The sequence below is a fragment of the Variovorax sp. V118 genome (assembly GCF_041154445.1).
Classification (GTDB): domain Bacteria; phylum Pseudomonadota; class Gammaproteobacteria; order Burkholderiales; family Burkholderiaceae_C; genus Variovorax; species Variovorax boronicumulans.
The window spans coordinates 2,248,784-2,274,670 of the sequence record NZ_AP028663.1; the positions used below are offsets into that span (position 1 = coordinate 2,248,784).

General features: G+C 62.9%; 25 protein-coding genes. 7 read left to right on the top strand and 18 right to left on the bottom strand.

The window, feature by feature from the left end:
• The first annotated feature begins 159 nt into the window (after positions 1 to 159).
• Together ACAM52_RS10275 and ACAM52_RS10280 are read left to right on the top strand one after the other, a co-directional pair.
• A complete protein-coding gene (locus ACAM52_RS10275) occupies positions 160 to 1,155 on the top strand; it encodes a site-specific integrase (RefSeq protein WP_369646929.1) in 996 nt (331 codons plus the stop codon).
• A gap of 154 nt (positions 1,156 to 1,309) precedes the next feature.
• Complete coding sequence (locus ACAM52_RS10280; protein WP_369646930.1) at positions 1,310 to 1,732, top strand: hypothetical protein; 423 nt, start codon at positions 1,310 to 1,312, stop codon at positions 1,730 to 1,732.
• Between the two features lie 30 nt (positions 1,733 to 1,762).
• Here the strand turns inward: ACAM52_RS10280 and ACAM52_RS10285 are convergent, their stop codons facing one another.
• From ACAM52_RS10285 to ACAM52_RS10320, 8 genes are all read right to left on the bottom strand, one after another.
• Positions 1,763 to 4,279, bottom strand: coding sequence for a hypothetical protein (locus tag ACAM52_RS10285; RefSeq protein ID WP_369646931.1), 2,517 nt, complete (start codon positions 4,277 to 4,279; stop codon positions 1,763 to 1,765).
• A gap of 84 nt (positions 4,280 to 4,363) precedes the next feature.
• Positions 4,364 to 5,575 (bottom strand): CAP domain-containing protein, encoded by a 1,212-nt coding sequence (locus ACAM52_RS10290; protein ID WP_369646932.1) that lies wholly within the window; start codon positions 5,573 to 5,575, stop codon positions 4,364 to 4,366.
• 58 nt (positions 5,576 to 5,633) lie between these two features.
• Positions 5,634 to 5,945 carry a hypothetical protein gene (locus ACAM52_RS10295; RefSeq protein WP_369646933.1) on the bottom strand — a complete coding sequence of 104 codons (312 nt, stop codon included), beginning with the start codon at positions 5,943 to 5,945 and terminating at the stop codon, positions 5,634 to 5,636.
• Positions 5,946 to 5,970: 25 nt separating this feature from the next.
• Entirely contained in the window at positions 5,971 to 6,237 is a 267-nt protein-coding gene (locus ACAM52_RS10300; RefSeq protein ID WP_369646934.1) for a hypothetical protein, read from the bottom strand.
• Positions 6,238 to 6,266: 29 nt separating this feature from the next.
• On the bottom strand, positions 6,267 to 7,085 hold the full coding sequence (locus ACAM52_RS10305; protein WP_369646935.1) for a hypothetical protein: 819 nt from the start codon (positions 7,083 to 7,085) through the stop codon (positions 6,267 to 6,269).
• 709 nt (positions 7,086 to 7,794) lie between these two features.
• On the bottom strand, positions 7,795 to 8,583 hold the full coding sequence (locus ACAM52_RS10310) for a hypothetical protein (RefSeq protein WP_369646936.1): 789 nt from the start codon (positions 8,581 to 8,583) through the stop codon (positions 7,795 to 7,797).
• The gene (locus ACAM52_RS10315; RefSeq protein WP_369646937.1) at positions 8,580 to 9,905 is read right to left on the bottom strand and encodes a hypothetical protein; all 1,326 of its coding nucleotides are present in this window, start codon (positions 9,903 to 9,905) and stop codon (positions 8,580 to 8,582) included. The genes ACAM52_RS10310 and ACAM52_RS10315 overlap by 4 nt, the downstream gene beginning before the upstream one ends.
• On the bottom strand, positions 9,902 to 10,192 hold the full coding sequence (locus ACAM52_RS10320; protein WP_369646938.1) for a hypothetical protein: 291 nt from the start codon (positions 10,190 to 10,192) through the stop codon (positions 9,902 to 9,904). The genes ACAM52_RS10315 and ACAM52_RS10320 overlap by 4 nt, the downstream gene beginning before the upstream one ends.
• On the opposite strand from ACAM52_RS10320, the gene ACAM52_RS10325 reads away from it, so the two are divergent.
• On the top strand, positions 10,182 to 10,679 hold the full coding sequence (locus ACAM52_RS10325; protein ID WP_369646939.1) for a hypothetical protein: 498 nt from the start codon (positions 10,182 to 10,184) through the stop codon (positions 10,677 to 10,679). The two genes, ACAM52_RS10320 and ACAM52_RS10325, sit on opposite strands and share 11 nt — an antisense overlap.
• A 638-nt stretch (positions 10,680 to 11,317) precedes the next feature.
• On the opposite strand, the gene ACAM52_RS10330 is transcribed toward ACAM52_RS10325, so the two are convergent.
• Complete coding sequence (locus tag ACAM52_RS10330; RefSeq protein WP_369646940.1) at positions 11,318 to 11,707, bottom strand: hypothetical protein; 390 nt, start codon at positions 11,705 to 11,707, stop codon at positions 11,318 to 11,320.
• A 288-nt stretch (positions 11,708 to 11,995) separates the two neighbouring features.
• Entirely contained in the window at positions 11,996 to 13,753 is a 1,758-nt protein-coding gene (locus ACAM52_RS10335) for a DNA-primase RepB domain-containing protein (RefSeq protein WP_369646941.1), read from the bottom strand.
• A 630-nt stretch (positions 13,754 to 14,383) separates the two neighbouring features.
• Between ACAM52_RS10335 and ACAM52_RS10340 the strand changes: the two genes are divergently transcribed.
• A complete protein-coding gene (locus ACAM52_RS10340) occupies positions 14,384 to 15,397 on the top strand; it encodes a hypothetical protein (protein ID WP_369646942.1) in 1,014 nt (337 codons plus the stop codon).
• Between the two features lie 66 nt (positions 15,398 to 15,463).
• Positions 15,464 to 16,462 carry a hypothetical protein gene (locus ACAM52_RS10345; protein WP_369646943.1) on the top strand — a complete coding sequence of 333 codons (999 nt, stop codon included), beginning with the start codon at positions 15,464 to 15,466 and terminating at the stop codon, positions 16,460 to 16,462.
• A gap of 95 nt (positions 16,463 to 16,557) precedes the next feature.
• On the opposite strand, the gene ACAM52_RS10350 is transcribed toward ACAM52_RS10345, so the two are convergent.
• From ACAM52_RS10350 to ACAM52_RS10360, 3 genes are all read right to left on the bottom strand, one after another.
• Complete coding sequence (locus tag ACAM52_RS10350; RefSeq protein WP_369646944.1) at positions 16,558 to 17,157, bottom strand: hypothetical protein; 600 nt, start codon at positions 17,155 to 17,157, stop codon at positions 16,558 to 16,560.
• A gap of 435 nt (positions 17,158 to 17,592) precedes the next feature.
• Positions 17,593 to 18,450, bottom strand: a complete 858-nt coding sequence (locus tag ACAM52_RS10355; protein ID WP_369646945.1) for a type 1 glutamine amidotransferase domain-containing protein — start codon at positions 18,448 to 18,450, stop codon at positions 17,593 to 17,595.
• Between the two features lie 15 nt (positions 18,451 to 18,465).
• Positions 18,466 to 19,173 (bottom strand): type 1 glutamine amidotransferase domain-containing protein, encoded by a 708-nt coding sequence (locus tag ACAM52_RS10360; protein WP_369646946.1) that lies wholly within the window; start codon positions 19,171 to 19,173, stop codon positions 18,466 to 18,468.
• 122 nt (positions 19,174 to 19,295) lie between these two features.
• Between ACAM52_RS10360 and ACAM52_RS10365 the strand changes: the two genes are divergently transcribed.
• Positions 19,296 to 20,198 carry a LysR family transcriptional regulator gene (locus ACAM52_RS10365; protein ID WP_369646947.1) on the top strand — a complete coding sequence of 301 codons (903 nt, stop codon included), beginning with the start codon at positions 19,296 to 19,298 and terminating at the stop codon, positions 20,196 to 20,198.
• Positions 20,199 to 20,213: 15 nt separating this feature from the next.
• On the opposite strand, the gene ACAM52_RS10370 is transcribed toward ACAM52_RS10365, so the two are convergent.
• From ACAM52_RS10370 to ACAM52_RS10380, 3 genes are all read right to left on the bottom strand, one after another.
• Positions 20,214 to 21,278, bottom strand: a complete 1,065-nt coding sequence (locus tag ACAM52_RS10370; RefSeq protein WP_369646948.1) for an asparaginase — start codon at positions 21,276 to 21,278, stop codon at positions 20,214 to 20,216.
• 102 nt (positions 21,279 to 21,380) lie between these two features.
• Positions 21,381 to 21,614 carry a hypothetical protein gene (locus tag ACAM52_RS10375; RefSeq protein ID WP_369646949.1) on the bottom strand — a complete coding sequence of 78 codons (234 nt, stop codon included), beginning with the start codon at positions 21,612 to 21,614 and terminating at the stop codon, positions 21,381 to 21,383.
• Between the two features lie 539 nt (positions 21,615 to 22,153).
• A complete protein-coding gene (locus ACAM52_RS10380) occupies positions 22,154 to 22,879 on the bottom strand; it encodes a LexA family transcriptional regulator (protein ID WP_083259139.1) in 726 nt (241 codons plus the stop codon).
• A 70-nt stretch (positions 22,880 to 22,949) separates the two neighbouring features.
• Here ACAM52_RS10380 and ACAM52_RS10385 point away from each other — a divergent pair, with 70 nt between their 5' ends.
• A complete protein-coding gene (locus tag ACAM52_RS10385; protein WP_062470169.1) occupies positions 22,950 to 23,180 on the top strand; it encodes a helix-turn-helix domain-containing protein in 231 nt (76 codons plus the stop codon).
• 28 nt (positions 23,181 to 23,208) lie between these two features.
• On the opposite strand, the gene ACAM52_RS10390 is transcribed toward ACAM52_RS10385, so the two are convergent.
• On the bottom strand, positions 23,209 to 23,721 hold the full coding sequence (locus ACAM52_RS10390; protein ID WP_139701662.1) for a hypothetical protein: 513 nt from the start codon (positions 23,719 to 23,721) through the stop codon (positions 23,209 to 23,211).
• Between the two features lie 91 nt (positions 23,722 to 23,812).
• Complete coding sequence (locus ACAM52_RS10395) at positions 23,813 to 25,822, bottom strand: ABC-F family ATP-binding cassette domain-containing protein (RefSeq protein ID WP_369646950.1); 2,010 nt, start codon at positions 25,820 to 25,822, stop codon at positions 23,813 to 23,815.
• Between the last annotated feature and the right edge of the window lie 65 nt (positions 25,823 to 25,887).

A 25,887-nucleotide genomic window follows, 5' to 3' on the forward strand; every position in this document is an offset into this window, starting at 1 on the left:
CCCAGCATCTATGCGGGTTCCGGCCGTTTTTTTTGTCTTTTCGGATGGCATGGACGCAGCAGGCTTCGGCGCCGAATTTGTCATTTCAGTGCAATTTCAGTGCACTGGACATTGTGGGCTTCATCGATCACTTCATCGATCGACCAGAGGACTCACTACTTGGCAAGCATCCAAAAGACCCCCGAGGGCAACTACAAGATCCAGATCCGGCGCAAAGGCTGGCCAGCCTGGTTCGGCACGGCCGACACGTCAGTGGAGGCTCATCGCATCGCACGGGCGATTGAGGCAGACATGGACCGTGGCACGTACCGCGACAACCGGGAGGCCGAAAGCACCACGCTGGCCGAGGCATTCGATCGCTATGGGCGCGACTTCAGCAGCCGCAAAGCGCATCCTGAACGGGACCTGCAACGCATTGAACGCTGGAAGCAGCATCCGCTTGCGCGGCGCTTCATGGCGACGCTGCGTGGGGCCGACTTTGCGGCATATAGAGATGAGCGGCGCCGGGCTGGCCGTGCCGAGAACACAATCAGACTCGAACTCCAGCTCGTGAGTCACTTGTTTGAAATGGCACGAAAAGAATGGGGGTGGGAGGGGCAGCCGAACCCGCTGAAGAACATCCGAAAGCCCAGCGGCACAAAGGCGCGCGATCGACGCCTGCACCCTGGCGAGCGGGAGCGCCTAGCGATGGCGCTTGCCGAGACCGGCAACCCATGGGCTGCCCCCGCCTTTGAATTGGCCGTTGAAACCACGCTGCGGCAGGCCATGCTTTTCGAGTTGCGGCGGGAGTGGATCACCGACCGCGTGCTCACGATCCCGCGGACCTACCATCAGCGTGTGAACAAAGGGGTTCCGCACGAGATCCCGCTGTCATCGAAGGCGATGGCAGTCCTGCAAGCCATGCCGCACAGCATCGACGGCAGAGTATTTGGGTGTACGGCCAATGCGGTCTTGATGGTCTGGAAACGGGCCCTGAAACGCCTCGAGATCCGTGACTTGCGGTGGCACGACCTGCGCCACGAGGGAGTATCCAGGTTGTTCGAGAAGGGCATGAGCGCCATCGAAGCCTCAAGCATCAGTGGTCACAAGTCCTTCGTGATGCTCAAGCGATACACACACCTTCGGGCGACTGACTTGCTCGCGAAGATTGGTTAGCAAGCCAATCATGCCGTGTGAATTTGTCATTTCGGTGCACAGAGGTGCCACCCGCACACTGACTTCGACCGCCCGCAGACCTAGCCGCCTCATCTCCCGGCGCCCTCCTTTCGAGGTCTTGCGAGGCGGTCACCCAATCGAAAGGAACCTCCAGATGAAGATGTACTCATTGGCCAGCACCGCGCTGGCTCTCGCTACTTTTGCCGCCGGCGCGCAAGCCCAAATCGTGTACGAGGTTGCCAATTCGACTGGAGGCCACCAGGTCGCCGGCGTAGGCATCGACCAGGCTGCAATCTACGGAGGCATCAATGACGCACGCGGCCGGGCGATGAATGCGCAAAGCCAGGCTGAGTGGGCAGGTCAGACGGCTCAAAGCGCGAGCCAAGTGGCTTCGGCCGCACAGGGCACGGCGAGCTACGCCGTAGGACGAGCAGCCGATGCCAGAGCCCGCGCCGACTACACGGCCTGGTACAACTGGAACTACACGCGGGCGACCGCGATCAGCAATTGCATGGCCACCGGCGGTAATCCAGTCTACTGTAGCGCCATGGCAGACATCAATTACCCGGCACCTTGATCTCGGCACCTTGATCTCGGCACCATGTCACTAGACATGGGCCTCGACGGTGGACTTGAAGTAAATGGCCGCGGTAATTTCTGCCAGCCTCGCGACTCCGTCACTCCGAATATCGAGCTCTTTTCCTTCGTGTTCGAACAAGTGCCATGATTCCAGCTCTTTATCGGTTAGCAAAATTACACGCGGACTGGAGGAGTCATTCACGGTCTTGGCAAGTTCAATTTCTTCGGGCGTAAACGCCGTTAGCTTTGCCAGTAGAACGTAGACGTCAAATCTGTGCTTTGGGAATCGATCGGCCAAGCGCTTCAGATTCTCGATGTCTCTGGCGTCAATTGTTCCTGCGGAATCCTTCTGCCCTCGTCGATTGCCGCGATCCTTGCACTCTCCGAGGACAACGATAGTTTTCTCAGGGTACTCGGCTGCGACTAGCCATATCAGATCGATCTCACATGGTGGCAGTTCGAAGCCTTGCTTGGGGAAAAGGTCGAGAGACGTGGCATAGCAGTTGCTCGACAGGGACCGATTCAGGCTAACGTTGAGTTGCTGCAACGTCAGAACCACTGGTACCGCGCCCTGCGCGTTGCGCTCAAAGCCAAGCACCCCCGAGCGGCGGAAGTGATGTACGCCCTCAATGAGTTGTCTTGTTGCATCAAAGCCTTTGCCACACATCTCACAGGTCACCTGCTGCTTGAGGGAGTCGAGTGAAATCCAGCTCTTGAGCAAGCAGTGGGGACATGCGAGCTCCGCGCCGATACGGAAGAGGCCTTTCTCGACCAGATATCCGAACACGCTATCGGGCTGCAGATTGTCTTCACCGGGCTTTCTCGGTTCGATGTGTAGGCCAGCGAAGTCGGAAAACGGCGTCGCCGTTGGATTCTCGCGATCCTTGGCCGCAATGAGTTCATAGGCTGCTTTGCGAGTGAAGGTCTCGGTGAGACCGTACGTTCTAATCAAGCGTCGCACGCCGGGGATCCGGAACACATACGCCCCAAACAGGCCCCCCACTTGTTGAATGAGCTGTCGCGCAATCAATCCGCCGGAACTTGCCTTCGCAACGTATCCAACATCATCAAATAGCTTTTCGAAAAGCCGAGACGCTGACAACGCATAGATGTACGCGTCCGAGTCGCCCACTCCTACCAGCAGCGCCAAGCGCTCGGATTCGATTCGGAAGTTCGTGAACCCAAAGCTCATCTCATGCTGATAGAAACTATTGAGTTCGGGCACATATGGAGGACGCAACGTGTACTCCGGGTCCGCAAACAGTCCCCCAATGAAGGAAATCGATGCCGCTACGTGCTGTCCGTGAAACCAAATGTCCGATGAGAATGGCTTGCCACTCAAGCTGAATGACAGTTTCGGTTTTCCGACGTCTTTTATTAGCACGCCAAGCGTGGACGATTCTCCTAGAGCCATAGTAGGCGGGACGATGTTGAAGCCGTTCCAAGACCACTCGCCTACTTGGTGTACGGTGAGTTCGACCTCCTCCAACGCAGCGCGCACTTCTCGAATCTGGGATTCGTCATGCACGTCCTCACGTCTGCACCAGACTGCAAGAGCGTTTTGCATGTGCTCTGGCCGCAGAGCCTGGGTTTCATGCACCCACTTTATCCAAGGTGAAATAGCTGGCCTAAAGCGATCGACGTGCTTGAGGTCCAAAAAGCAAAGGTGCATGTCCGCTGCGCGCAGATTCCAGAATGCAACGAGATCGTCCAGACTGGAAGCATCACCCACAAAAAATCCTGGGTAGTCTGCGCTAGGATGAATACTGTGATGTGGCTCAAGCCCGTACCGGGAAAGAGACGCAATGCTTGGATGTTCAAACAGATCGGCAGGGATGGACGCAGTCAGTCCGATCTCGCTGACCTCCAAGCCGGCCAGTTCGCTGAACATCTGGGTGTAGTCGATGTGGATCGACTCCTTGGATGGATAGGCGCCTAACTGGACAAGGAAGACATCGGACAAGGGATCTTCTTCTTGCCATTCATAGCGCCGGAATCCTTGATCCTTCAGATCTCTCCAATCTGCTCTGTCGCGCAAATGGACAAGCGCATTCCGCACATCCAGCACGCTCGCTCTTGCACTATGTTCGTCGCTTCCACTAAAGATTGCGTGTACGAAAGAAGGCGCTCCTCGTCCGGCAAACTTGGCCGCAAAGGCCCGGACGTCGTCACTATCGCTCAGGGGGTAGACCCAATCTGCACGAAAGGCCTCGATGATCTTTTCCGCTTCGGCTTCACGCTCCACTACGACAATCGGATTGAACCTGCCTCCCCAAATCGCATAGGACTGGCGAACCGCGGTTCTAAATGCCTTGAGATCTCCGGCCTTGATCACCCAGCATATCCGCAGAGGTCGATAGGCAATATCTACGCGAACTGTCTCCATTGACCAATACCACCTGTCTGTTGATACGTCCCTTGCTAGCGCCACATAAAGCGCCTTGGGCGCCGCCGAGACGGAGCAGTAAATTACAACGGATCGTAACGCGCTGATCCGATCACCGTCATCACGCGCGCCCCACAGCCCATTGGCGATGGGGCGCATATAGTCACTGATGACGGCGCTCCTTCGTTCTGATTCGAGGTCAGCGCCGCAGGCACAGAAATCCCCGGCGCTGGACTTGGCGACCTAACTTCCAGTCTTGAAGATGAATGTCTTCCTGAAGCTGCCTGTCGCGTTCGCGGTGATCGCCGGATTGGTCCCCGTGCTGATCGGGTTGCCGTTGTTAAAGTCCTTCATGGTGGTGTTCGTCCCCTCGACCGTTACGGTGTAGTCCGTGTTGGCCTCGAGCGGCCGATCCGGCAGGATGATGGCGCGGCTCGGGTCGACCAGGAGGTTGGGGTCGTTCACCTTCAGCATCGGCGCGCGCAGGGTGACTGGCGAGCCGTCCGACTTCTTCACCATCGTGGCCGAACTGATCGTGAGCAGTTGTCCGACTCTCACTGCTACGACGATCGGCTGGCCAACCGGGTTGGTCGACAGATCGCGGCCTGGAACCGGGTTCGGCTGTTCATTCTTGAGCTGGTACGCCGTACCCGTGGTGCCATCGCACGGATAGGTCTGCACCGCGGCACCATCAGGCTTCTGAGAAAACTGGCCCAGCGCAATCCCGGTGGCGATCTGCGTGATTGCGCGCGGGCCGAAGGTGGCTGTGGTGCCGACCTGGTCGGAGCTCATGATCGAGATGCCGGCGTCGATCTGCGGCGACAGCAAGTCGAGTGCGTGATACGGGGCACTGAGCAGACTGCGCACCGCCGCGATTCCGCGCCCCTGAGGGGCGAACTCCGTGGGGCCCAACACGTTGGCCTTCGCGCCGGTCGTATCTGCGAAATCGTCGAGTACCAGGCCGCGGCCGTAGCCGGCCGCGCTGGCGCGGTCGGTAGGCGTCACACCCGTGAATGCGGGCTTGGTGCCGTCCTGGAAGTGGCCGACCAGGTTGTTGACCAGTTGGAAGTTGGCGTGGCCAGCCGCGGCAATGTCCAAGTGAGCGTTCTGTGCCAACAGACCGAAGCCGCAACGGCTGCGCTCGGCGTTCAGCAGGTTGAAGGCGGCCAGCTCCTCGGAGCCCACAGCATAGGTCGGCGCCGGCACCGACGTGACGATGGTCGACGCGGTTTCACCTGCAGCGGGATCGTCCGTGCCCGGCTGAGACGGCGGCGGGGCAACGGGCGGCTGGACTGGCGGATTCGTCGGAGTGCCGGTGTCCGGCGCAGGCGGCGGGGCGATGCCGATCAGCGGAATGCCACCACCGCCGCCACCTCCTCCACCACCGCAGGCGGAAAGAACGAGGGCTGCAACAGCAAGCGCGATCGCGCTGGGAAATTTGGTTTTGGTGTTCATGACAAATCTGGGTTGAAAGTAAAAATCAAAAGAGACTGATGGAGATACGCCGCGCCACTCAATCGAGTTCGCGCAGGCCAATCGGGTGGCGCTTGGACGCCGCAGTGAATACAGCCGCGGCACCGCCGATCAGAGCGACACCGAGGCCCTGTGCCAGGCGAGTCCGACGAACTGCGCGCTCGTGCTCGAGAGCGATCGCCTGCGCCTCTGCCCGCACACGCGCGCGCGCGCGCTGCCGGCGCAGGTCGGCTTCCAAGGCGCCGAGAACGCAGTCGATGCGAGCCAAGCGGGCATCGGCCTTCGCAAGCGCGGCCTCAAGCTCGAGCCGAATACGCAGCCGATCGGCCGAAGTCAAATTCCGAGTGGTCATGGTGTTGGTCCTGGTTGGATCAGGTTCAGAACGGCATGCCGGTGTGCGCGGATATCTCCAACCGCATCGTGAACTTGCCGTAGATCACACCCGCGGCCCACGGCGTGGGGGCAGTGGCCCACAGCTCTGCCATTTCAGAGCGGCTTGCTGTCGTGTCGGGCATCACCTCGTCATACATCGCATACCAGTCGGGGTACTTCTTGCGTATCTCTTCCCACTGCGCCTCAACCATCGCCATGCCGGCGGCTTCGTTGGCGCTATCGCATTGCTGTTGGTTTTGTTGCTGACTCATTGCTTTCTCCTCGTTGTTGTTGCGTGCGTTCAGAGGTCGCCCGCGTCCCGCAAATCGCGCACCACGGCGGGCATGAGCGCAACCCAGGTCGATCCAGTGCGCTCAATGGCCTCGACCATCGAGTAGCCCATCGACTTGAGCCATGCCGGCTTGTTCAGCGCCAGTGCTACAGCGACCCTTTCTCCAGTCGACTGGACGTCCCAGGCATTGCGGCCGCCGCGAGCTGCGGCCCGGGCCTTGCCCACAAAGTGACGAAACTCTGCGGTGTCCTCCGGCTTGCGCACAGAGGCGCGATGCGACGCGAGGATTTGCTCCCAGCGATCGGCGCTATCGACAAGCTTCCAGACGCGCAGCGTCGCTTGAAGATCGACAACGGTGGTCGAGAGAGCGTGAGCAAGCATCTCCTGGTGAGTCGAGTCGAAATCGAAATGCCCGTGCTCGAAAACCCACCGCAACACCTGCAGATCGCTGAGGCTGCTAAGCCGATCGGCAATGTGCTGCGCAAATTCCTGGCTGTAGACGCTGGCCACAATCACGGCCGCTTTCGCGATATGGCTGTGACTGCCACTGGCGCCCGCGAGAGCCAGCTTGTCGAAGCTGTGAACAACGCTGATACCGTCCGCGGCCATGAACTCGGCCACGGCCTGGGCATGTTGGTCTGTCGGGGCATGCTCCCCAATGGACGCGCGCAGCGCGCCCTGCACCTGATCCACTGAAACTGCTTGCTCTGTCATCTGGTTTCTTTCTTGCCGCAACGCGGCGTTGGTCTTAAAAACACCGGAACCTTGAGCTGAGCCCCTTGGGAATCCGGTCCCGGCTGGGAAAACGATCCAGGCGGTCTCAATCACCGTCTACCTCTCGCCTTCGCCCGGAGTCCGTGGGGCCGGCGCGATTGATGCACGCAAGGGCCCGCCCGGAGGCCGCATGCGCAAGCGAGCGCAGCGAGTGCGAACGGGAGAGGACGGGAGCGAAGCGAACCCTTGCGGGTGGCAATCGAGCGCGCGCAGCGCGTGGCGCTGGCCACACTGACGAAGGAATAGCGAAGGCGCGAGGTAGACGGTGAAGGCCGCGGAGAACATTTCCCAGACGGGACGCCGCGCGGCGAGCGCCTCATGCCGCGCAGCGGCACAGATCGGCCAGAGGCCGTCGAGCGCAGCGAGCTGCTGCCGCAGGCAGCGTGCGTCATGCGATCGGAACCGAAGGCGGAGCCGCAGGCCGAGACCGAAGGGCTCGGGGGCGAAGCCCTGAGAGCGCGGTCGGCGAAGCCGAGACGCCCAACGACAATTGCCGACGCTTGCTCCAACCTTCGTCCATCGTTGGCCGAAACTTGTCCGAACCCTGGGCCAAGTCGCGAGTTGTCCGAAGCTTCTACCAACCTTCGGACAACACTGGCGCTAGAGCCGCGCGCTGAGCGCGCGGCACCGTCAAATGGAATCAAGTTCGTACAACCTTGTCCAAACCTTCGTCCAGCCGGAGACTTGTACGAACCTTGTCCGAGGGATCGGCCAATTTCAGCCGAGCATTCGGCCAACTCGACTGCCTGCATCACGATCAAACTCAGCTAAGAGAGAGTTTGACGACCAAGAACGCTTCGACCAGGGCAACCGCCCCCGTTACGGCAAGCCAGATTGAAATCGACCGAAGCAGGCGCGTCGTGCTTCGAAGTTCCCTCCGGGTGCCTTCGGCTTCAGCAGCAGCGCGGGCACGCGCGGACGCTGCGGCTTCGCGCTTTGCAGGGGCGGCTTCGAGCTCGGCGACAAACGTGGCATAACGGTCGCAGATCGCTGCGGCCGCATCCTCTGCGGTGAGGTGCGTCGGCGCCATCTCATGAGCCACAGCAATGGCCCAGGCCATCGCTCGCCCGACACCGGCATCCGGTTCGTGCTGTAGCGCCGCAGGCGGCTCTGCGAGGTCGTACAGCTGCATCGTGTCGGCCAGTGCGCCAATACTCTGGGGGGCGGCCCCGGAGGCCGCAGAGACTCTCAGCAAGAGCATTAAGTTGACCGCGAAAAAATATGCGTCGTGCCCATGTTCGATGCCAGTCAAGTGATGAGCGACCTCGTGCAGAAACGTGGTGACAAGACCGCGTTTCGTGCGATGCAATGCGAGATTGCTGATGGCCACGCGCCGATCGGGAGCGCTGTCCGGGCTGTCCGCCCAGCCGCCCCACAGGCCGGTGGGGCGGAACTCGACTGGATACGTATTGCGCAGCCGGCAAGCCGCGACCACTGGTGTCAAGAGGTTGCGCAACCAGCCGGCCACCGCCGGCTGTGCCGGCTGCACTTGGTACACCGGCAAGGCCAAGGCCTCATCCTCGCTTGCGACGACTGCGCGACACAGGCTCATCGCGGGCGCTCGCTCTGGCTCAGGTGCTCTGCGAGGTCGGCATCGGCGTCCTCGTCGTCCAACTCATCTCCCCAAAGCGCCGCAGCGAGGACTCGGCGGCGCTCGTAGAGCTCAGCGAGCCGTTCTTCGTGTTCGGCCCGTGCGACCTTCAGCGCATCGTCGCGGGCTGCGAACGCGGCGAGCCGAGCCGCCGGAGAGAGCGGGCGCAGCGCCTCGTCAGTGGGGCGCGGGTGGTCGAGCTCGATCTGAGGTTCGAGCTTGTGGGTTTTTCGGATTTCTCGATTCGAGGTGAGCCACTCGGCGCGGTAACGCGCCGCGAGGGCTGGGTTCGACCTGTCCAAGGCGCTGGGCGAACGGTCTGCGCCAGCTTCTGCTTGCTCGGCCGCTTCCTGCTCGTCGAGCGCCATCTGGGCTTGGTTGGCGGCGAGGGCGTTGGCCGCCTGATCTGCCATGACCCGACTCACCTCGAGGCTTTGGCGCTGAATACCCAGAACGGCCGCCTGCTGCGGCAGGGTCGCAACGATCGCGGCTCTCTTGTCCCAGATTGCGGCCGACTCTTCGGCCGACCTGAGTGCTGCCCGCGCCTCTTCTATCGCCGCGGCCCCGGCATGCGCAACGGCAAGTCGATCGCCTGCCGCACGCACGGCCGCAATGTGTTCGTCGCCGGGCAACTGGGCCGCTTCGCGCCGCATACGCATTGCGTCTCGCTCTTTGTCGAGAGTCAGTGCTTTCGCCGCGGCGTCCATCGTCTTGGTGGCAGCTACGTCCGCGACGTCCGCGTTTTCGAGCGAGATTCCCGCCGCGGCCAAGACCGTGCGCGCCTTGGCCAACTCGGACTTCACCGATTCCAACTCCTCGCGCAGGATGGCGATGAGTTCATCGCGTGCATCAAGGTTGGGCTCTCCCGGTTCGGTCACCATGGTGCCTGGCGGGATTGTTGATACGCCAAAGAGTCGAAGGATCAACGCCCGGAAGGCCTGAATGATTCGAGTGAGCCAGCCTGGCTCGTATTCGGCCGGAGCGATCTCGCCAGCCTTGGTGAGCGCTGGCGGCCGGGGGCAATCGAGATCGACGCCGGTGGCCGCAGCAGCCACGGCGGTCTTCTTCGGCGCTGCATCGAATCGCAACGAATCTCGCAACGATGGGCGCGCGGTTGCGACCACCGCTGGAGAGGGTGTCGACGTGGCTGCTTGAGAGGGATCGGAAACGGTCATGGATTGCTCCTGGTTGAGATGGGAAGGGACGGACGAAGAAGTGGTACGCGCGCGCCGCAGCGCGACGGCAAAGTGCTGGTCGAGTTCGGAGGTGATGACGGCGGTCATCGGCACGCGCGCTTTCCGGGCGGGCTTGCGCAAAACTCCGAGGTCATGCGCTGGATTTCCTGCTGGCGCTGTGCGAGCTCGGCGTCGGCCTGGTTGATCTGGTGGCGGATCCACGCGAAGCTCGCGCCCGCCGCGAGCGCGGACAGCAGGAGCACTGCCAGGAAGGGCACCGCCAATGCGATCTGGAGTGACCGGCGAGCCTTTTTCAGGTCGCTGGTCCATTGGGTCTGCGCGATGTGAATCGACGTTCGGAGGGCCTTCTGGTGGCCGGCCATCATGTCGACCATCGATCTGGACGCCGAGTCCAGGTCGACGGTCAACTGGCGCACCTGGTTGCGCGCGTTGCACAGAATCGTCTGCATCGCTGCCGCATCGGCCTGCGCCTGCGCCCAGCTCTCGATCCTGGTCGCAGCCATCGAAGGCGGAGGCAGGGGCAATGGCGGGGTAGGTGCGCCTGTTGTATTCAGCGCGTCGCTCGATGTGTTCTGCGAGCTCGGCGCGGACTGTGGCGGCAAGCTGGGCGGAGCGCTCTCCGCCCCGCCATTCGGGATCCATTCGAAGTCGTCGAGCGCGCTCAGCGGCAGCGGCGTCGAGTTCGACGAGTCGAGAGGGCGACCAGTCGTCACTGAAAAGCTCCCCGCGCAACCGAATACCTTTGCCCCTCGGGGCATCGGGCAACTTCAAAGTCACATACGGGCGGCCGCTCTTGTCGACTCCATCGCGGGTGATCTCGCCGAGCCGTCTCAGTTGCGCCAGAACGTCCTGTTTCGATGAGATTTGCCCAGCCCTGGCACCAGCCAAGAGCCAGTCCGAAATTTTTCTGCGCGCATCTTTCTCCCTGGCGAGCTGCGCTCTGAGGTTCTCCGCCTCGACGAAAGCGAGATGACCGGGCGACAGAGTTCGGCTTCTTTCCTTTGATTTCGGTGAGCTGAGACCTAACTCGAAATTGAACCCATCCCTCATCAAATCGAAAGCACGCATCTGGCCCGGCGCGCATATATTTAAAGATTTGGGCTTTCCCAAAAGCATTGAGCTCATTTCCACGCGAGGGGAGAGCAGGTGCAAATCGTGCCCGCCGTCCTCTGCCAAATGCAAAACGGCGAATAGCATCTGCTCGGATTTCAATCCGGCAAATGCGACCTCCTTGTACGCCTGAATCACGGACATGATCTCTTCTTCCGTAATTCGATCGTCCGGGCTCCATGCGACCACCGCGCTTGTATATTTCTTTACAAACGGAAGTGAATTGACTGCTTCGGCAAAAAGAATTCCATTGCCGTGGAGCACTTTGACACCAAATCGACGTTGGCCATTCTTCTCGTGCGCGGCCAGGACGTAGCGAACGGCCTGCCAGCCGTCTCCAGCGCCAAAAGGAAGGAATTTGATGTGCACTTATATTCACAGCTATGCAGTCAATCCAGCCGAGGCACTGGCAATAGCGCATGCGTTCTGGCTTCGATATTTTTCAGAGCACCCAAGGCCTCAACAACATTCGCGGGGGATCCATTTAGGAAATCCGTGTTTAGCCTTCTTGCACACTGGTTAAGCAAGGAGCCGACTTGGGCAATGTTTGCGATCAGAACCGGGTCGGCAGTGCTGAAAACGCGTGCGCGTTTTCCACCGACACGACGACCGGACCGCCGGGCGGCGATACCGGCGCCAGCCTCAATGGCGGCACGCAACCAATCCGAGAGGCATTGCTCATCGGCGGCTTCGGCAGCCTCGCGATACGCCGCGGCCTCGCTGCGAGTGAGCCGGACGCGGACGTACGCATCCAACGGCTCGCCGTTGGAGGACTTCAACGGGGGAGCCATAGCTCCTCCCGGAGGTGGGTTCGAAGGGAGGCGTCAGCCTCCCTCGCCAGCACCGCGTCACATGCATCGAAGTCCGCGTAGCGGGCTTTGATGCGTGGGACGCGGGGGGCTGGCTGCGCAAGGGAACTCATGTCCCGATGGTCTTCGCGATCCCAAGGTGCACCGAAATGACAAATTCGACCCGGCAGCTGAGGCGGCTCCACCGCTCACCGCTGAGCCACGCCGATACAGCGCTACGCTGCGCCGGTGTTCCCCGCCGCTTGGGTGCTTCTGGTCTCAGCCCGACAAGAAGCCTTGCTTACGGAGCTTGTCCAAGGTCGTGCTCACGTAGTGGTTAGAGCGTGCCTCGTCGCGCGGTTGCCGACCTGGCTCGCGCACCGAATGCTGGAGGAAGGCTTCAACATCCGCAGCACTACGCCCGGAGCTCAACATGCCGATCGCGCGGCCCCAGTCGCGCCCTGAGGGTGTGCTGTCAGTGCCGGACCTAGAGGTTGGCGCTCGCGGCTGTTGCGCCGCCGGCACCTTATTCACTAATGCAGACGGTCGACTAACTTTGGGCTTTGCAAGTAAATTTCCGATCTCATGCTTCTTTCCATCGGCCAAATAAACAAGCCGAGTCCAAAATCGTCCTCGACCAGGTTTGAGATTTACAGAGCCAGGCCATCGATGAGCCTGGTGCCCAGAAAGCGCACCAGAATCCGATTTGCATCCGATGCTTTCGTATAAGGCGCGGTGAACCTGATGACGGTCTTCGTTTGTCATATCTCGATCGCCTGCATAAAGGTGCTGAAAATTTCCATGTGACGTTTCGAGAATTGCGCAAGCAAACCCGTCGAACAGTGGCATCGATGAATTGACGTCATCAAGTAGAAGGATTCGTGAACCTTCGCGTGGTCCTGCAAAGAGTGATTCGCCAATAAATTCGTCCGTTCCTTTGGAGGTTTTATTTTCTCGGGCGTACACCATTTTGAAAAAATCTTCCCAGCTCGTAAGTGAGAGACCGCTGTATTGGCCGATCGATTCGGCGTTCTTGGAATACTTTCCAATGGGTAATTCACCGCCGGAATAGCGACCGTCGTTTGAACACCGAATCGTCACCAATCGAGTCAAATGGTCTCGGTTGTCGCCGTTCTGTTTCATGATCCAAATGGCTAGGCGAGTCGAATTGGCGCACCGTTCGCGCATCGCCGTTTCTGATCGGCTCGTTCCTGGGGACTCGTTCAATTGGCGGCCGGCCATGGAAGAGTCGATCGGGGAGGTCCTCATGGCCTCGGGAACTGGTTTCTCGATGAACTGGGCACCACCCCCCCAGCCCGCTATCGCGGGCGGGAGTGAAGGGGAGCGGCGCTCGCGCGCCGCAGAAACCGCGGAGGGATGCCCTCCTTGGTTATCCAAGCCTTCCACATCGAGTTCGTCGGCCTGGGGGGTGTGAATACCGGTCTCCGCAAAATTTGCGTACTGGAGAGCGCAGTATTTGCGTGCTGGAACAGTGGCAACCCGCATGGGCATTGGGTTTCCGGAGGGAGCGTCTTTTTTGGGCGTGATTGCCATGTGCAAGTCCCTTGGTCCCGGGGGGCCTGGAATGAAAGTCATTGGGAGCTCGATTTCTGCCGGCAGCGGGTAGGCCAAGTGCCCCCGCTTTCCCGACGCGCGCAGCGCTGAGCGCCGTCTGTGCCAAGCCAGCGCGATTTCGATGAATGCAGGGTTCAGGTGAGTCACGGCGACTTCCTCCTTGAGCCTGGCGCCGCGCGGCCGCCGCCGCTCACGCACGATGAGGCCGACTTGCAGCAAGAGGGCCACCGCATCGTCCACGGCGCGGGGCGAGGCTTGCCTCGGCCCGTGGCTGCCTAGAAACTCAAGCTTCACCTTGACCCCTGCAGCTGGATCGCTAGCCTTGGCCTTGCGGCACAACTCAGCAAGCACTTGCCCGGCTGTAGGTGTTAGCCGCTGGCCAACCCAGCGGATCTCACCAGCGAGGAATTGAACGAGCGCGTCCACGGGTCGAATGACCAGACGCTCGAGGGAGGCGAGCAAGCGCGAGATGCTTGCCACATTTACGAGGCCCGAAGATAATTTAGGCAGCGTCCAAAGCTACCCCTCCGAGCCCGGTTGCCTTCCCCAAGGCGGCCGGGCTTTTCCCTTTTCAGGCCTGGGAACCCTGCAACAGTGCAAGCGCGCGTTCAGGCAGAGGGCACCGCTTTCTCCCGCGCCGCGGCGCCTGCTGCGGCTGCACGTGGGCGGTAGCGGCGGGTTCGTCGGCAGGAGCAATTGAGGCTGGCGATGCAGGGGACGCCGTGGTGGACAACCCGGCTATCCACGCTTTGATGTCCTTGGCGAGCCACACAGACGGTCGACCGCCGACACCAGCAACCGCCGCAGCGGGGATCAGTCCTTGCCTCGCGGCATAGCGCACCCCGCCTCTTATTTGAGCCGGGGTGCGGCCGCGAAGCCAAGGCAGCAGCGCGCCGACAGCCTCGGCGGTCAGGAACGTGTCGTCTGGCATGGCCGGATGCAGTGCGCGTTCGTTGTGATCCGTGGCGTATGAATTTGGCATATGTCGCTCGATGGCTGGTAATCTGTGATGAGCGAATTACCCGCCATCAACGCGGGTGCACCAAAATGACAAATTTAGCCCGGCACCGAAACGAACGACTGGCCTCGGACATGATCGAGGCCATGGGGTCGTTGCGTGCTCGGCTGGCTCCGGATCTCCCGCTCGGCACGAGTTACGCAATCGATCTCAGCAACGCCCACAAGAAAGCATGCCGGAGAGTCCTCGCGTTGGTCATGCTCGGAGCGCTTGATGCCGACGCCTCCGTTCCGGACCAAGGGCAGGGGCGCCGAGGCCGTGGCAAGCCGCCGACGGTCCCACACGAAGCTAATAGGATGCTGGTAAGGATGATCTTGACGGCAGCCCGCGTGGATGAGCCCACTTTGACCCCTTTGCAGATCGCGCAAGAGCTTGAAAGAGCAGCCGGCGGGCTACCCGATGGGGTCGACGATGCCGGGCAACTCGGGGCCGTCCTTCAAGCGCATTGCGCAGACCCAGGTCCGGAGTACCTCAGCGGTCTGAGGCAAGAGCGCACCGGGTGGCTGGCTCAGACGGCAGAGAGCATCGGCTGGCTCCCCCAGGGACACTGGCGCGCACCGTACCTCCTTCGCCTGCTGCAGACCCTCGGCCCCCCGGACCTCGAAGAAGAGCAGGCGTGGTGCCAGGAACTGGAGGCGCTAGAGGCCGTGCTGTTGGCGCCCGCGCCACCAGCGCTGACGCCTTCCGAGCTGGCGCGCGCCTGGCGAGCGATGGTCAAGGAAGGTTCTGAACTGCGCAAATCCGCAGCGGCGCACGCCGCGCAGATGGATGCACTTCAAGGCCCAATGCGTCTCGACGCATTGAATGAGCAGTTGGTGCCAAGCGGGACGGGGAGAGCACTCAGGGACTACAAGGTCGGGGACGTGCTCGAGGCGTCCCCATTGGTGGTGGTCTACACGATGCGCGAAGACCAAGAAGGCCAAGCCTGGGCGATTAAGCCCGCTGCAGACTGCATGTCCGCCGCGTTCGATCTGGCCGAGTACGCCGTCGCGGCCCACCGGCCACGCGCTGGCCGCCGCGGCCAGGCGCAGGGCAATGACGCCGGCGCCAGCGTCGATCTCGCCCAGGGGCTCGCTTGGTGGCGCTGACGATTGCGGAACGGCACTGATCTTTCGTCAGCGTGACGTCGAATCGGCGTGGGAAGATAGGCTGGCATGCTCAAGAACAACCGATTAACACCACAACGCCGCCCCAAGATCAGGAAGCGTGGTCCCTTCGACTTGTCAGCCCTCACCGGTCCGAACGCGCCCACATTCGCTCAAGTGCTGGCGGTAGGGCTCGGGCAACTCGAAGAGCTTCCCGATTTTTCCGAGCACAAGAGCGTTGCGATCATGTCGGACTTCGGCGGTGAGAACCATGGCGCCCAGTTCAATACCTATTCGTTCTTGATCCTGGGCTTCAATGTGGCGGCCACGTTCAAGAAGCAGAGCGAAGACCTCCGACGAAAACACAAAATCCTCAAGCCCTTCAGCGAATTCAAGTTCAACAAATTGACCTCAGGTCCCAGAAGCCGGGCCTTGCCAGAATTTCTGCAAATGATCGACGGTTCGGTCCATGGCGCCGTTGTGACGATAGCGATCGACAAGAGGATTCATTCCGTGTTTGGTGGGACGCGCAAGGAGAGTTTCCCCGTCATGGAAGAGCAACTGTTCGCCATGGGACTTGGCCGCTGGCGGGGAGCAACAGCCGAAAAAGTCTTGCGTGTGTGTCATGTCGTCGCGATCTTCGTTGCGCTGCTGACGAAGGCGGGGCAGCACGTGTTCTGGTATTGCGACAGCGATGCCATCAACGAGACCGCACGCGAACGTGGCTTCCCGCAAATGCAGCAAATCTTCCTGCACGCCCTTTCCATGTATGCGAGGCACAAAACGGGGACGATCGGGTTTGGTAAATCCTTTGAGCACAAGTCCTACCTGGATGACTTGCTGAGCGTGACGGACTTTGCGGCCGGGATCGTTCAGGATCTGCTGACAGCAGAGGAAACCGGAAAGGAGATCGACGGCGGAGACGAAAAGGTTTTGCTTTTGCGTTGGCTCGCTGCCAAGAGTGAAGTCCTTTCCAAGATTCCTATCCAGATATCACCAATGCCGAACGGGGAATTCGGATGCGGCCTGGTAAACATCACACCGGTGGAAGGCGGCGCCTCCGCTTAACCGACTGGTGTCGCTCGCAAGAGGGTCTTCGACGGCTACAAGAGGCCCGCGGGCGCCGAGCGATCCGCACTGGACCTGCGATGCTGAGAGGCTGCTTATGTATTCAGGAGTTGTCGCACAGCGCTTTTGTAGACGAACAGGTGGGCCATCTCGATTTCGATGGCTTCGCCCACAATGGGAATGGGGTAGGGGTAGTGGCCGTTGAGTGCCGTCAGCCGATTTATCTGGCCCTGCTGCCACGTCAGATCGTTGTGGATGATGCAGTTGCGCACCGCTGCTAGTTCAATGGCACGAGCATATGCCCAAGGATAAGGCGCCCACTTCAGGCCAGCTTTGACGATATTTGCCTCGAGCCCACTCTCTATGTATTTCGGGTTGCCAGCCTTCGCTCGAAATATCACTTCCTTGTCGAGCAACGTATACAAGTCCACCAACAGCACCCTTGAGAGCCTGGAGTCAAACCGCTGTCGTGTGCGCTTGTAGTCCGGCGGGTGTAGATTCGCACGCGCTACTGTCCGGTTGGGGTGTGCCCTAAGAGACGGCGGTGCCAAGGGATTCATCGTCTGTTTCGAATGCCCGCCGATGGTTTGCCGCACAGCAGGAACGCCTTGTGAATGGTGAGGCAGATTGTTCAAGGCTAGGCAGCCCATGTACAAGTCTTGAGTCCAAATCCGCAGTTCATCAAACCAAGGCATAGAAGGTGTCACGGGAGAGTGAATGGCCGGCTGCGGCGATGCCACCACCAGCCGTGCAGCATTCTGCCGCGGATCGGGCGTGCGGCAGCGGCAGCGCCTCGAAAGCTCAATGGCGCGTTGCCTAGGGCTCGGTTGGCGTTTTGCAGCGATATTCGGTGCATTTTCGGTGCAGTGCCTAGTGGAGCCAGCTCGACAAGGGCGCACAACGGTCAACAGCAATCGACGAAGATTTGCCTTTTAAATCAAGACCTTACATAATCAACAGCGATCGATGAAGGTTGCTCATTCGAGCGCTGATTTTGTTTGCCAACGCCTTTTAATCCGTTGGTCACTGGTTCGAATCCAGTACGTCCTACCACCGAGCCATGCGAAATATGAAAAGCCAGCTGTCAGTCGACAGCTGGCTTTTTTCTTGGGTTCGACGCCAGGACCGCGTCAGGACGCCGGCTCTTGCCTGAGTCGCTTGAGCAGTTCACGCCCCACACCGAGCGCCGATGCCGGGTTCTGCCCGGTGATGAGCTCGCGGTCCATCACCACGTTCGGCGTGAACGGCGCCTGGTTGCTGCTGTAGGCGCCGCCGGCATGCTGCAGCGCGGTCTGCGGATAGAACTTCATCGTGCCGCCCTGCAGCGCCGCCTTCGCAAGCTCCTCTTCCTGGTTGCTGATCACGGTCATGCGGTAGCCGGCGTAGATCCAGTCCGGTCGCTGCTCGACCGTGCCGCCCGCCGCGAGCCGGTTCGTGAAGCCCTGTGCATCGGGCAAGGTCGAGAGCAGTGCGATCGGGCCGTGGCACACGAGGGCCGTGGTCTTGTGGCGCGCATGAAAGTCCGCGAGCAGCCGGCCCAGCGCGGGGTTGGTGAGCAGGTCCTGCATGGGCGCATGGCCGCCCGGCACATAGACGGCGTCGAAGCGGGCGTAGCCGATCTGCGCCACGCGCGACAGGCTGATCACCGGCGAGTCCGTGCGCGAGGTGAGCTTCAGCTTGTCGAGCAGCGCCTTGTGCTGCTTGAGGGCGGCTTCGTCGCCATCGAAATACATCTTGTCGACCGACGATGCGTCCACGGTGGGCGCGTTGCCCAGGGGCGTGGCGAAGGTCAGCTGGTGGCCGGCGTCGAGCAGCAGCTTCACCGGCTGCATCAGTTCGTTCAGATAGAAGCCGGTGGCGAAGACCTTGCCGTCCTTCAGGTCGAGGTGGTCGGCATCCGACAGCACGACCAGCACGTTGGCGGCCTGCGCGCCGAGCGCGGCCAGGCCGAGGGTCGCGATGGCGGCGAGTTTAGGGAGAGCGTTCATGGACGTTCTTTCCTTTCAGTTCTGGCGCAGCAGCAGTTCGCGCATCGCCGCGCCGACACCCGCGGCCGATTGCGGGTTCTGTCCGGTGACGAGCCGGCCGTCGACCACGACCTGGGCCGTCCAGTCGGGCGCCGGGTGGTGGTGCGCACCGCGTTGCACGAGCGTGGTGGCGAGCAGGAAGGGCACGGTCTGCGCGAGGCCGACGGCGCGTTCTTCGTCGTCGGTGAAGGCGCTGAGGTTCTTGCCCGCGACCAGGTAGGCGCCGTTGCCCAGCGTCACGTTGACCAGCGCTGCGGGGCCGTGGCACACCGCGCCCACCACGCCGCCCGCTTCGTAGACCTCGCGGGTCACGCGCGCCGCGTCGGGGCTGGTCGGAAAGTCCCACATCGCACCGTGTCCGCCGGCAAAGAAGATCGCGCTGTACTTCGAGGCGTCGACATCGCCCAGGCGCTGCGTGTGGCGCAGGGCCTCGCGAAAGCCGCTGTCGTTCCAGTAGCGCGCATTGACCGCATCGCCGAGGTCCAGGCCATCGACCGGCGGCTCGCCGCCCTGGATGGACGTGAGTTCGAAGGGGATGCCGGCCGCCTCGAGCTCGGCCAGCGGATGGGTCAGTTCGCCGAGGTAGAAGCCCGTCGGCTCACCGCCGGTGGCGCCCTTGGTGCCATGGCTGGTGAGCACCATCAGGACGGGGCGGATCGACGGGGCGGTGGTGGTGGAAGTCATCTGTAGCTCCTGGTGAAAAGGTGAAGAGGCAGGGCCCTGCGGCCCTCGAGATCGAATGTATTGATTGCCTCTCCGGCGATAAACTGGCCAGTCAGGAAAACATTTGTTCTTCAGGAGGCAAGATGAGCCGCCGATTCGATCACCTCGGGGATGTGGAAACCTTCGTCACCGTGGTCGACAAGGGCTCGATGACGGCCGGCGCCGTGGCGCTGGCGACGACGCCCTCGGTGCTCAGCCGCGCGATCACGCGCCTGGAGGCGCGGCTGGGCGTGCAGCTGCTGCGCCGCACGACGCGGCGCCTGAGCCTCACCGAGCAGGGGCGGCTGTACCTGGAGCAGTCGCGTGCGGCCTTCGCGCTCATCGACGATGCCGAGCGCGCGATGCAGGGGCAGGGCGACGAGCTCACCGGCAGCGTGCGCCTGAGCGTGCCCACCACCTACGCCCATCACCGGCTGCCGGCGCTGTTGCAGCCTTTCTGCTCCCGCCACCCGCAGGTGCGCGTCGAGCTGAACATCACCAACCGCAACGTCGACCTCGTGGCCGAGGGCTACGACCTCGCGATCCGCATGGGCCCGCTGCCCGACAGCGGCCTGGTCGGGCGCAAGCTCGAGGACGCGCCGATGTGCCTGCTGGCCGCGCCGGACTACATCGCGCGCGCAGGCATGCCGGCGCGCATCGGCGACCTCGCGCAGCACGCCTGCCTGCCTTTCGTGATGCCCAGCACCGGCCGCGTGGCGCCCTGGATTCTTCAGGAGGACGGGCGCGACGTGGACTGGACGCCGCACGGCAGCCTCCAGGTGTCGGACGATGTGCTGGGCGTGGTTTCGCTCGCGCTGAGCGGGCTCGGGATCTGCCAGACCTACGACTTCATCGCGCGCCCGCTGTTCGTGCAGGGCCGCGCGGTGGAGGTGCTGGCGCCGGCGTGCGGGCGTTCGCGGCCGGTGTCGGTGATCTATGCGCCGCACCGGCGGCTGTCGTCCGCCTCGCGCGCCCTGATCGATGCGTTGGCCGGCGCGCCGGCCTGACGCGGTGCGCGGGGCTCAGCGGTCGAACGCGGCCTGCAGCTCGGCCTTGCTCGTGACACCGCGGTGCAGCTGGAGCATGAGCAGCAGGCGCGCCTTCTGCGGGCTCAGGTCACCGGCCATCACGGCGCCGGCCTCGTCGCTGGTCTTGCCGCCGCCCACGAAACCGTAGACCGGGCGCGTGCGGCCGTTGTGCACGCGCGTGGAGACGACCACCGGCACGCCCTTGGACAGCGCGTACTTGAGCGCCTCGAACATCGAGACGTTCATGTTGCCCATGCCCACCGCCTGCACCACGATGCCCTTGGCACCCTGGTCGACGGCGTAGCGCATCAGCGAGCCGTCGGCGCCGCCGAACATGGCGACGATTTCCACGCGCGGCATCTCGGCGCTGCCGATGTCGATGTGCTGGCGGCGCAGCGGCGCGCGGGTGAAGACGACCTTGTCGTCCCACACCTCGCCCAGGAAACCGAAATCGCCCGAATTGAAGGTCTCGACGTTGGCGGTGTGCGTCTTGGTGACGTTGCGTGCCGCGTTGATCTGGTTGTTCATCGCCAGCATCACGCCCTTGCCGCGCGCTTCGGGCGTGGTGGCGATGCGGATGGCGTTGAGCAGGTTGCGCGGGCCGTCGAAGTCGGGCGACGAGGCATTGCGCTGCGCGCCGATCAGGATCACCGGCTTGTCGGATTTGACGGTCAGGTCCAGCCAGTAGGCCGTTTCTTCCATGGTGTCGGTGCCGTGCGCGATGACCACGCCGGCCACCTCGGGGCGCGCGAGCGCGTCGTCGACGGCCTTGGTCAGGCGCGTCCACCATTTCGCCTCGATGTAGTTGGACGACATGGCCGAGAAGTTGTTGACCTCGATGGTCGCGTACTTGCCGGCATCGGGCACCGTCTGCATCAGGTCGTCCCCCGAGATCGCGGGCACCACGCCCTTGGTGACGGGGTCGATCTTCATCGCGATGGTGCCGCCCGTGGCGATGAACTGCACGACGGGTCGCGTCTGCGTTTGCGCCTGCGCCGACGTGGCCACGGCTGCCAGGCCGATCGTCGCAAGTGCCAGTGTCCTCTTCAGTGTCTTCATGGGTTTCCTTGGCGGTGTGAGGGTGCGCGCCGATGCTACGCGACGGCTGCGCCACACCGTGGACGCCAAGGAAGATGTGCCCCGTCGGGCACGCAGGCAGGGCTACGCCGGGGCGTGCCAGTCTTGCGTGGTCTGCGGCGAGAGGTTCACGGCGCCTTCGTTGCAGGCTTGAACCTCCAGGGGATCGCACGGGCTGCTGATCTGGCGCCCGTCGAACTTGATGCGGATGTGCGAATTGCTCGCGCCGGCGACGGTGCCGAGCCGGCCGCCGCAGATGACGCGGGCTCCTCTTTCGAAGCTGACGCCGTAGCGTTCGCGGATCTCCCTGAGGCTCATGTGATTCCCTTTGTTCCCTGTGCTGACAGTGAACGAATCGTCTCTTGGGCCCGCGTGGTACTGCGTAGGTCGCATTCCGTTACACCGTGTAGGAAAAAAGAGGGGTTGACGGAAGGCGGACGCCTTGGGGGCGACAGCGCGCAGAAATGAAAAAGCCCTCGCGAGGAGGGCTTTTGTCGGAATGTGGTCGTGAACTCTTACGCGGTCCACGCTACGGCAAAGATTCGTTTGCGGAAGTCATTGTTGTTTTTCTCGTCGCTATGACTTCGACGCGCTGGTATGAGATTCAGCTTGCCTGGCCAGGCAAATGCCCGATCATTTCGGGCAACCGTGAATTATATACCAGAAAGAATCGACCCCATCAAAAGCCTTTGCCCGGCGCGCAGCGGTGCAGGCAAAAAACAGCCCGCACGAGGGCGGGCTGGAAGGTGACTTGCTGGAGGAGGGAGGATCAGAGGTGCAAGCCACCGGGAGAAACCTCACTGTGCCCGGCGAATCTGTACGCAACCTGACCTCGCGAAAAGAGGCCCTTTGGGCCTTCAGTCTTCGTCTTCCCACTTGCCGATCACGGTGCCCAGCACGGTGAAGGGCACGCGCACGGCCTCGTGCGCGGGGTTCAGCGGCAGCAGCCAGCGGCGGCCCGCGTCTTCCTTGTAGACCTTGAAGGTGACTTCGCCGCGGATGTCGTCGTCGAGCTTGGCGACCACGCGCTCGCCGTCGTCGGGCGTGGTGTGCTGCGGGTCGACGAAGACGATCGATCCGGCCGGGTAGCTCTTCAGGTGCCCGTGCGGCGAGGTCATGCTGTCGCCGCGCACGCGCAGCGCGTAGGTGCCGGCGCTGTGGTGCGCGATGCAGGGAATCCAGCGCTCGGCCAGCGTGGGCCGGGGCGGCGATTCGGCGCCGCGCCATTCGCCGGCCTGCTCCCACGAGATCAGCGGCACGGTGCCGGGCGTCTGCGGCGCGAAGGCCGGGCCGACGGGCGCGATGCGGGTGACGCGGTAGGGACCGGGCGGCTCGTGGGCGTTGTCGCGCGCCAGGCGGATCTGCACCTCGTCCCACGGGGCCGGGCCGTCGCCGGTGTCGAGCCAGTTGGGGTCGGCGCGGTAGGCGCGTGCCAGGGCGAGCACGCTCATCGACCGGCTGGTGTCGCCACGCTCGATCTTCGAGATGCTCGACTGCTTGACGCCCGAAGCGGCCTCGGCCTGCTTCTGCGTCATCTTGGCGAATTTGCGTGCGGCCAGGGCACGTGAAGCAATAGTCTCCATGGGGTGGAGATTCAAGCGCAGATGAATATTCGTATTGGACTCTAAAATAGGAAAAAAAGGGAGGATCGATATGAAGCCACGCGAATTGGTGCAGGCGCTGCGAGCGCTCGGATTGACGCAAAAGCAGATCCAGGAACGCACGGGCATTCCGCAGCCCACAGTCAGCAAGATCGGGCTGGGGCGGGTGAGCGACGTGATGTCGCGCCACTACGTCGCGCTGCTGGCCGCCTACGAGCAGCGCATGAAGGAAGAGGCGCTGCGGCCGGCCCCGCACTACGGACCGCCGCCAGCCGGCGACTGAGCCGGCAATCGAGCCGGAAGTGGCCGAATCAGGCCGGCTTGAGCCGTTCGGCGGGCTCGGGCGGCGTCAGGGCCAGCGTGGTGCTCACGCGCACGCAGTCCTTGATGTGCTGTTCGCCCAGCGCGCGCAGCGCGGCATAGCCGAGCGCGGCCGACACGACCTGCCCGGCGATGGGCACGTACTTGGTGGCCTGCTTGGCGGTGAGGCGGATGCCGGCGTGCCGGGCCAGCTTCATGAGCAGCTCGCGCGTGACGAGCCGCCCCACGAGCAGGGCGCCGAGCGTGGTCGCGGCCTTCTGGATGCGCTCGCGCTGGTGCGGCGCGAGCTTTTCGACTTGGGTGACGGAGAGGCCGAACTCGGCGCTGATCTGCGGCACGAGGCGCGACAGCAGCGCCGCGTCGGCCATCCAGTCGACGCCGGGAAGCGGCACGGCGCTGGCGGCGGCGGCCATGAGGGCCTTGCGGCCGATCAGGCGTCGGCTGCGGTGGATGGCCGCGATGAGTTTTTCATCGCCCCGGGCGAGTTCGATCGAAGAAGGCATGCAGCGTGGCTCCTTGGCGGGTTCCCTGACCTTGCCATGCTACCCGGCCCGCGCAGGCTGGCTGATTGCCAGCCGCGCGCGGCCAAAGGGTTTAGGCGGCCAGCGCTTCGAGCTGGTCGGACAGCGCCAGCCAGCGCTCTTCGAGCTGCGCGATCTCGTCGTTGAGCGCCTTCAGCCGCTTGCCGGCCTCGGCGATCTCGGTGGGCGGCAGCGGTTCGGCCAGCCGGGCTTCGAGCGTGCTGCGCTCGGTGCCGGCCGTGGCCATGCGCTCGTCGATCTTGGCGAGTTCCTTCTTCAGCGGCTTGGCCTGCTCGCTGCGCTGCTGGCGCTCCTGGGCATCCTGCTTGCGCTGTTCGGGGGTGTTGCTGCTGCTCTTGGCCGGTACCGCGGCGGCTGCTGCGGCAGCGGCGGCCGCTGCCACGGCGTCCGCTTCGCGCACGGCCACCTTGGCCTCTTCGCGCAGGCGCTTGGATTCGTCGAGCAGGTAGCGCTGGTAGTCGTCCAGGTCGCCGTCGAAGTCGGTGACGACGCCGCGGCCCACGAGCCAGAACTCGTCGCACACCGAACGCAGCAGCGCACGGTCGTGGCTCACCAGCATCAGCGTGCCTTCGAACTCGTTGAGCGCCACGGCCAGGGCCTCGCGGGTGGCCAGGTCCAGGTGGTTGGTGGGCTCGTCGAGCAGCAGCAGGTTGGGGCGCTGCCAGACCATCATCGCGAGCACGAGGCGGGCCTTCTCGCCGCCGCTCATGGTGCCCACGGGCTGCTTGACCATGTCGCCGCTGAAGTTGAAGCTGCCCAGGAAGCCGCGCAGGGCCTGCTCGCCGGTGGCTTCCTTGGCATTGCTGCCCAGTTCGCGCGCCATGCGCACCATGTGCTCCAGCGGGTTGTCCTGCGGGCGCAGCACGTCGAGTTCCTGCTGCGCGAAGTAGCCGATGTTCAGGCCCTTGCCTTCGGTGACCTGGCCGGCCAGCGCGCCCATTTCGCGCGCGATGGTCTTCACCAGCGTCGACTTGCCCTGGCCGTTGGCGCCCAGGATGCCGATGCGCTGGCCCGCCAGCACCGAGCGGCTCACGCCGCGCAGGATGGTCTTGGGCGCTTCGCCTTCAACCTCGTAGCCGAAGCTGGCGTTGTCGATCGAGAGCATCGGGTTCGGGATGTTGCCCGGCTCCTTGAACTCGAAGGTGAAGTCGGCTTCGGCCAGCAGCGGCGCCACTTTTTCCATGCGCTCCAGCGCCTTGACGCGGCTTTGCGCCTGCTTGGCCTTGCTGGCCTTGGCCTTGAAGCGGTCGATGAACTTCTGCAGGTGGGCGATCTTGTCCTGCTGCTTGCTGAAGGCCACCTGCTGCTGCTCCATCTGCAGCGCGCGCATGTCCTCGAACTTGCTGTAGTTGCCGCCGTAGCGCGTGAGCTGGGCGTTGGCGATGTGCAGGGTGACGTCGGTCACGGCGTCGAGAAACTCGCGGTCGTGGCTGATGACGATCATGGTGCCGGCGTACTTCTGCAGCCAGGCCTCGAGCCAGACCAGGGCGTCCAAGTCCAGGTGGTTGGTCGGTTCGTCGAGCAGCAGCAGATCGCTCGGGCACATCAGCGCGCGGGCCAGCTGCAGGCGCATGCGCCAGCCGCCCGAGAAGCTGTTGACGGGCTCGTCGAGCTCGTGCGACTTGAAGCCCAGGCCGAGCACCAGCGCCTGCGCGCGCGGCACGGCGTCGTGCTCGCCGGCATCGGCCAGGTCGGTGTAGGCGTGGGCCAGTTCCATGCCGATGTCGGCGTCGTCGGGGTTCTCGGCGTAGGCGGCCTCGATGGCGGCCAGCGTGGCGCGCAGCTCGGTCAGGCGGGTGTCGCCGCCGACCACGAAGTCGGTGGCCGACTCCTCGGTCTCGGGCATGTCCTGTGCCACCTGGGCCATGCGCCACTGCTTGGGAATGTAGAAGTCGCCGCCGTCTTCGTGCAGCGTGCCGTTGAACAGCGCGAACAGCGACGACTTGCCGGCGCCGTTGCGTCCCACCAGGCCGACCTTTTCGCCGGGGTTGAGATTGACGGTGGCGCCGTCGAGCAGTTTCTTGGCGCTGCGGCGAAGAATGACGTTTTTGAGAGTAATCATGAAATAGGAACCGTAGGGGGGATTATCCCGTCCGACCTTCAGCGAGCCGGCGCGAAGGGGCAAAG

Excerpts from the sequence above, each read along its gene's own strand:
- ACAM52_RS10345 (WP_369646943.1), top strand. The coding sequence starts at position 15,464 with ATGCTCAAGAACAACCGATTAACACCACAACGCCGCCCCAAGATCAGG.
- ACAM52_RS10320 (WP_369646938.1), bottom strand. The coding sequence starts at position 10,192 with ATGGTCGACATGATGGCCGGCCACCAGAAGGCCCTCCGAACGTCGATT.
- ACAM52_RS10350 (WP_369646944.1), bottom strand. The coding sequence starts at position 17,157 with ATGCCTTGGTTTGATGAACTGCGGATTTGGACTCAAGACTTGTACATG.
- ACAM52_RS10325 (WP_369646939.1), top strand. The coding sequence starts at position 10,182 with ATGTCGACCATCGATCTGGACGCCGAGTCCAGGTCGACGGTCAACTGG.
- ACAM52_RS10300 (WP_369646934.1), bottom strand. The coding sequence starts at position 6,237 with ATGAGTCAGCAACAAAACCAACAGCAATGCGATAGCGCCAACGAAGCC.
- ACAM52_RS10360 (WP_369646946.1), bottom strand. The coding sequence starts at position 19,173 with ATGACTTCCACCACCACCGCCCCGTCGATCCGCCCCGTCCTGATGGTG.
- ACAM52_RS10385 (WP_062470169.1), top strand. The coding sequence starts at position 22,950 with ATGAAGCCACGCGAATTGGTGCAGGCGCTGCGAGCGCTCGGATTGACG.
- ACAM52_RS10375 (WP_369646949.1), bottom strand. The coding sequence starts at position 21,614 with ATGAGCCTCAGGGAGATCCGCGAACGCTACGGCGTCAGCTTCGAAAGA.
- ACAM52_RS10340 (WP_369646942.1), top strand. The coding sequence starts at position 14,384 with ATGATCGAGGCCATGGGGTCGTTGCGTGCTCGGCTGGCTCCGGATCTC.
- ACAM52_RS10370 (WP_369646948.1), bottom strand. The coding sequence starts at position 21,278 with ATGAAGACACTGAAGAGGACACTGGCACTTGCGACGATCGGCCTGGCA.
- ACAM52_RS10315 (WP_369646937.1), bottom strand. The coding sequence starts at position 9,905 with ATGACCGCCGTCATCACCTCCGAACTCGACCAGCACTTTGCCGTCGCG.
- ACAM52_RS10365 (WP_369646947.1), top strand. The coding sequence starts at position 19,296 with ATGAGCCGCCGATTCGATCACCTCGGGGATGTGGAAACCTTCGTCACC.
- ACAM52_RS10280 (WP_369646930.1), top strand. The coding sequence starts at position 1,310 with ATGAAGATGTACTCATTGGCCAGCACCGCGCTGGCTCTCGCTACTTTT.
- ACAM52_RS10310 (WP_369646936.1), bottom strand. The coding sequence starts at position 8,583 with ATGAGCCTGTGTCGCGCAGTCGTCGCAAGCGAGGATGAGGCCTTGGCC.
- ACAM52_RS10290 (WP_369646932.1), bottom strand. The coding sequence starts at position 5,575 with ATGAACACCAAAACCAAATTTCCCAGCGCGATCGCGCTTGCTGTTGCA.
- ACAM52_RS10295 (WP_369646933.1), bottom strand. The coding sequence starts at position 5,945 with ATGACCACTCGGAATTTGACTTCGGCCGATCGGCTGCGTATTCGGCTC.
- ACAM52_RS10390 (WP_139701662.1), bottom strand. The coding sequence starts at position 23,721 with ATGCCTTCTTCGATCGAACTCGCCCGGGGCGATGAAAAACTCATCGCG.
- ACAM52_RS10380 (WP_083259139.1), bottom strand. The coding sequence starts at position 22,879 with ATGGAGACTATTGCTTCACGTGCCCTGGCCGCACGCAAATTCGCCAAG.
- ACAM52_RS10395 (WP_369646950.1), bottom strand. The coding sequence starts at position 25,822 with ATGATTACTCTCAAAAACGTCATTCTTCGCCGCAGCGCCAAGAAACTG.
- ACAM52_RS10355 (WP_369646945.1), bottom strand. The coding sequence starts at position 18,450 with ATGAACGCTCTCCCTAAACTCGCCGCCATCGCGACCCTCGGCCTGGCC.
- ACAM52_RS10285 (WP_369646931.1), bottom strand. The coding sequence starts at position 4,279 with ATGCGCCCCATCGCCAATGGGCTGTGGGGCGCGCGTGATGACGGTGAT.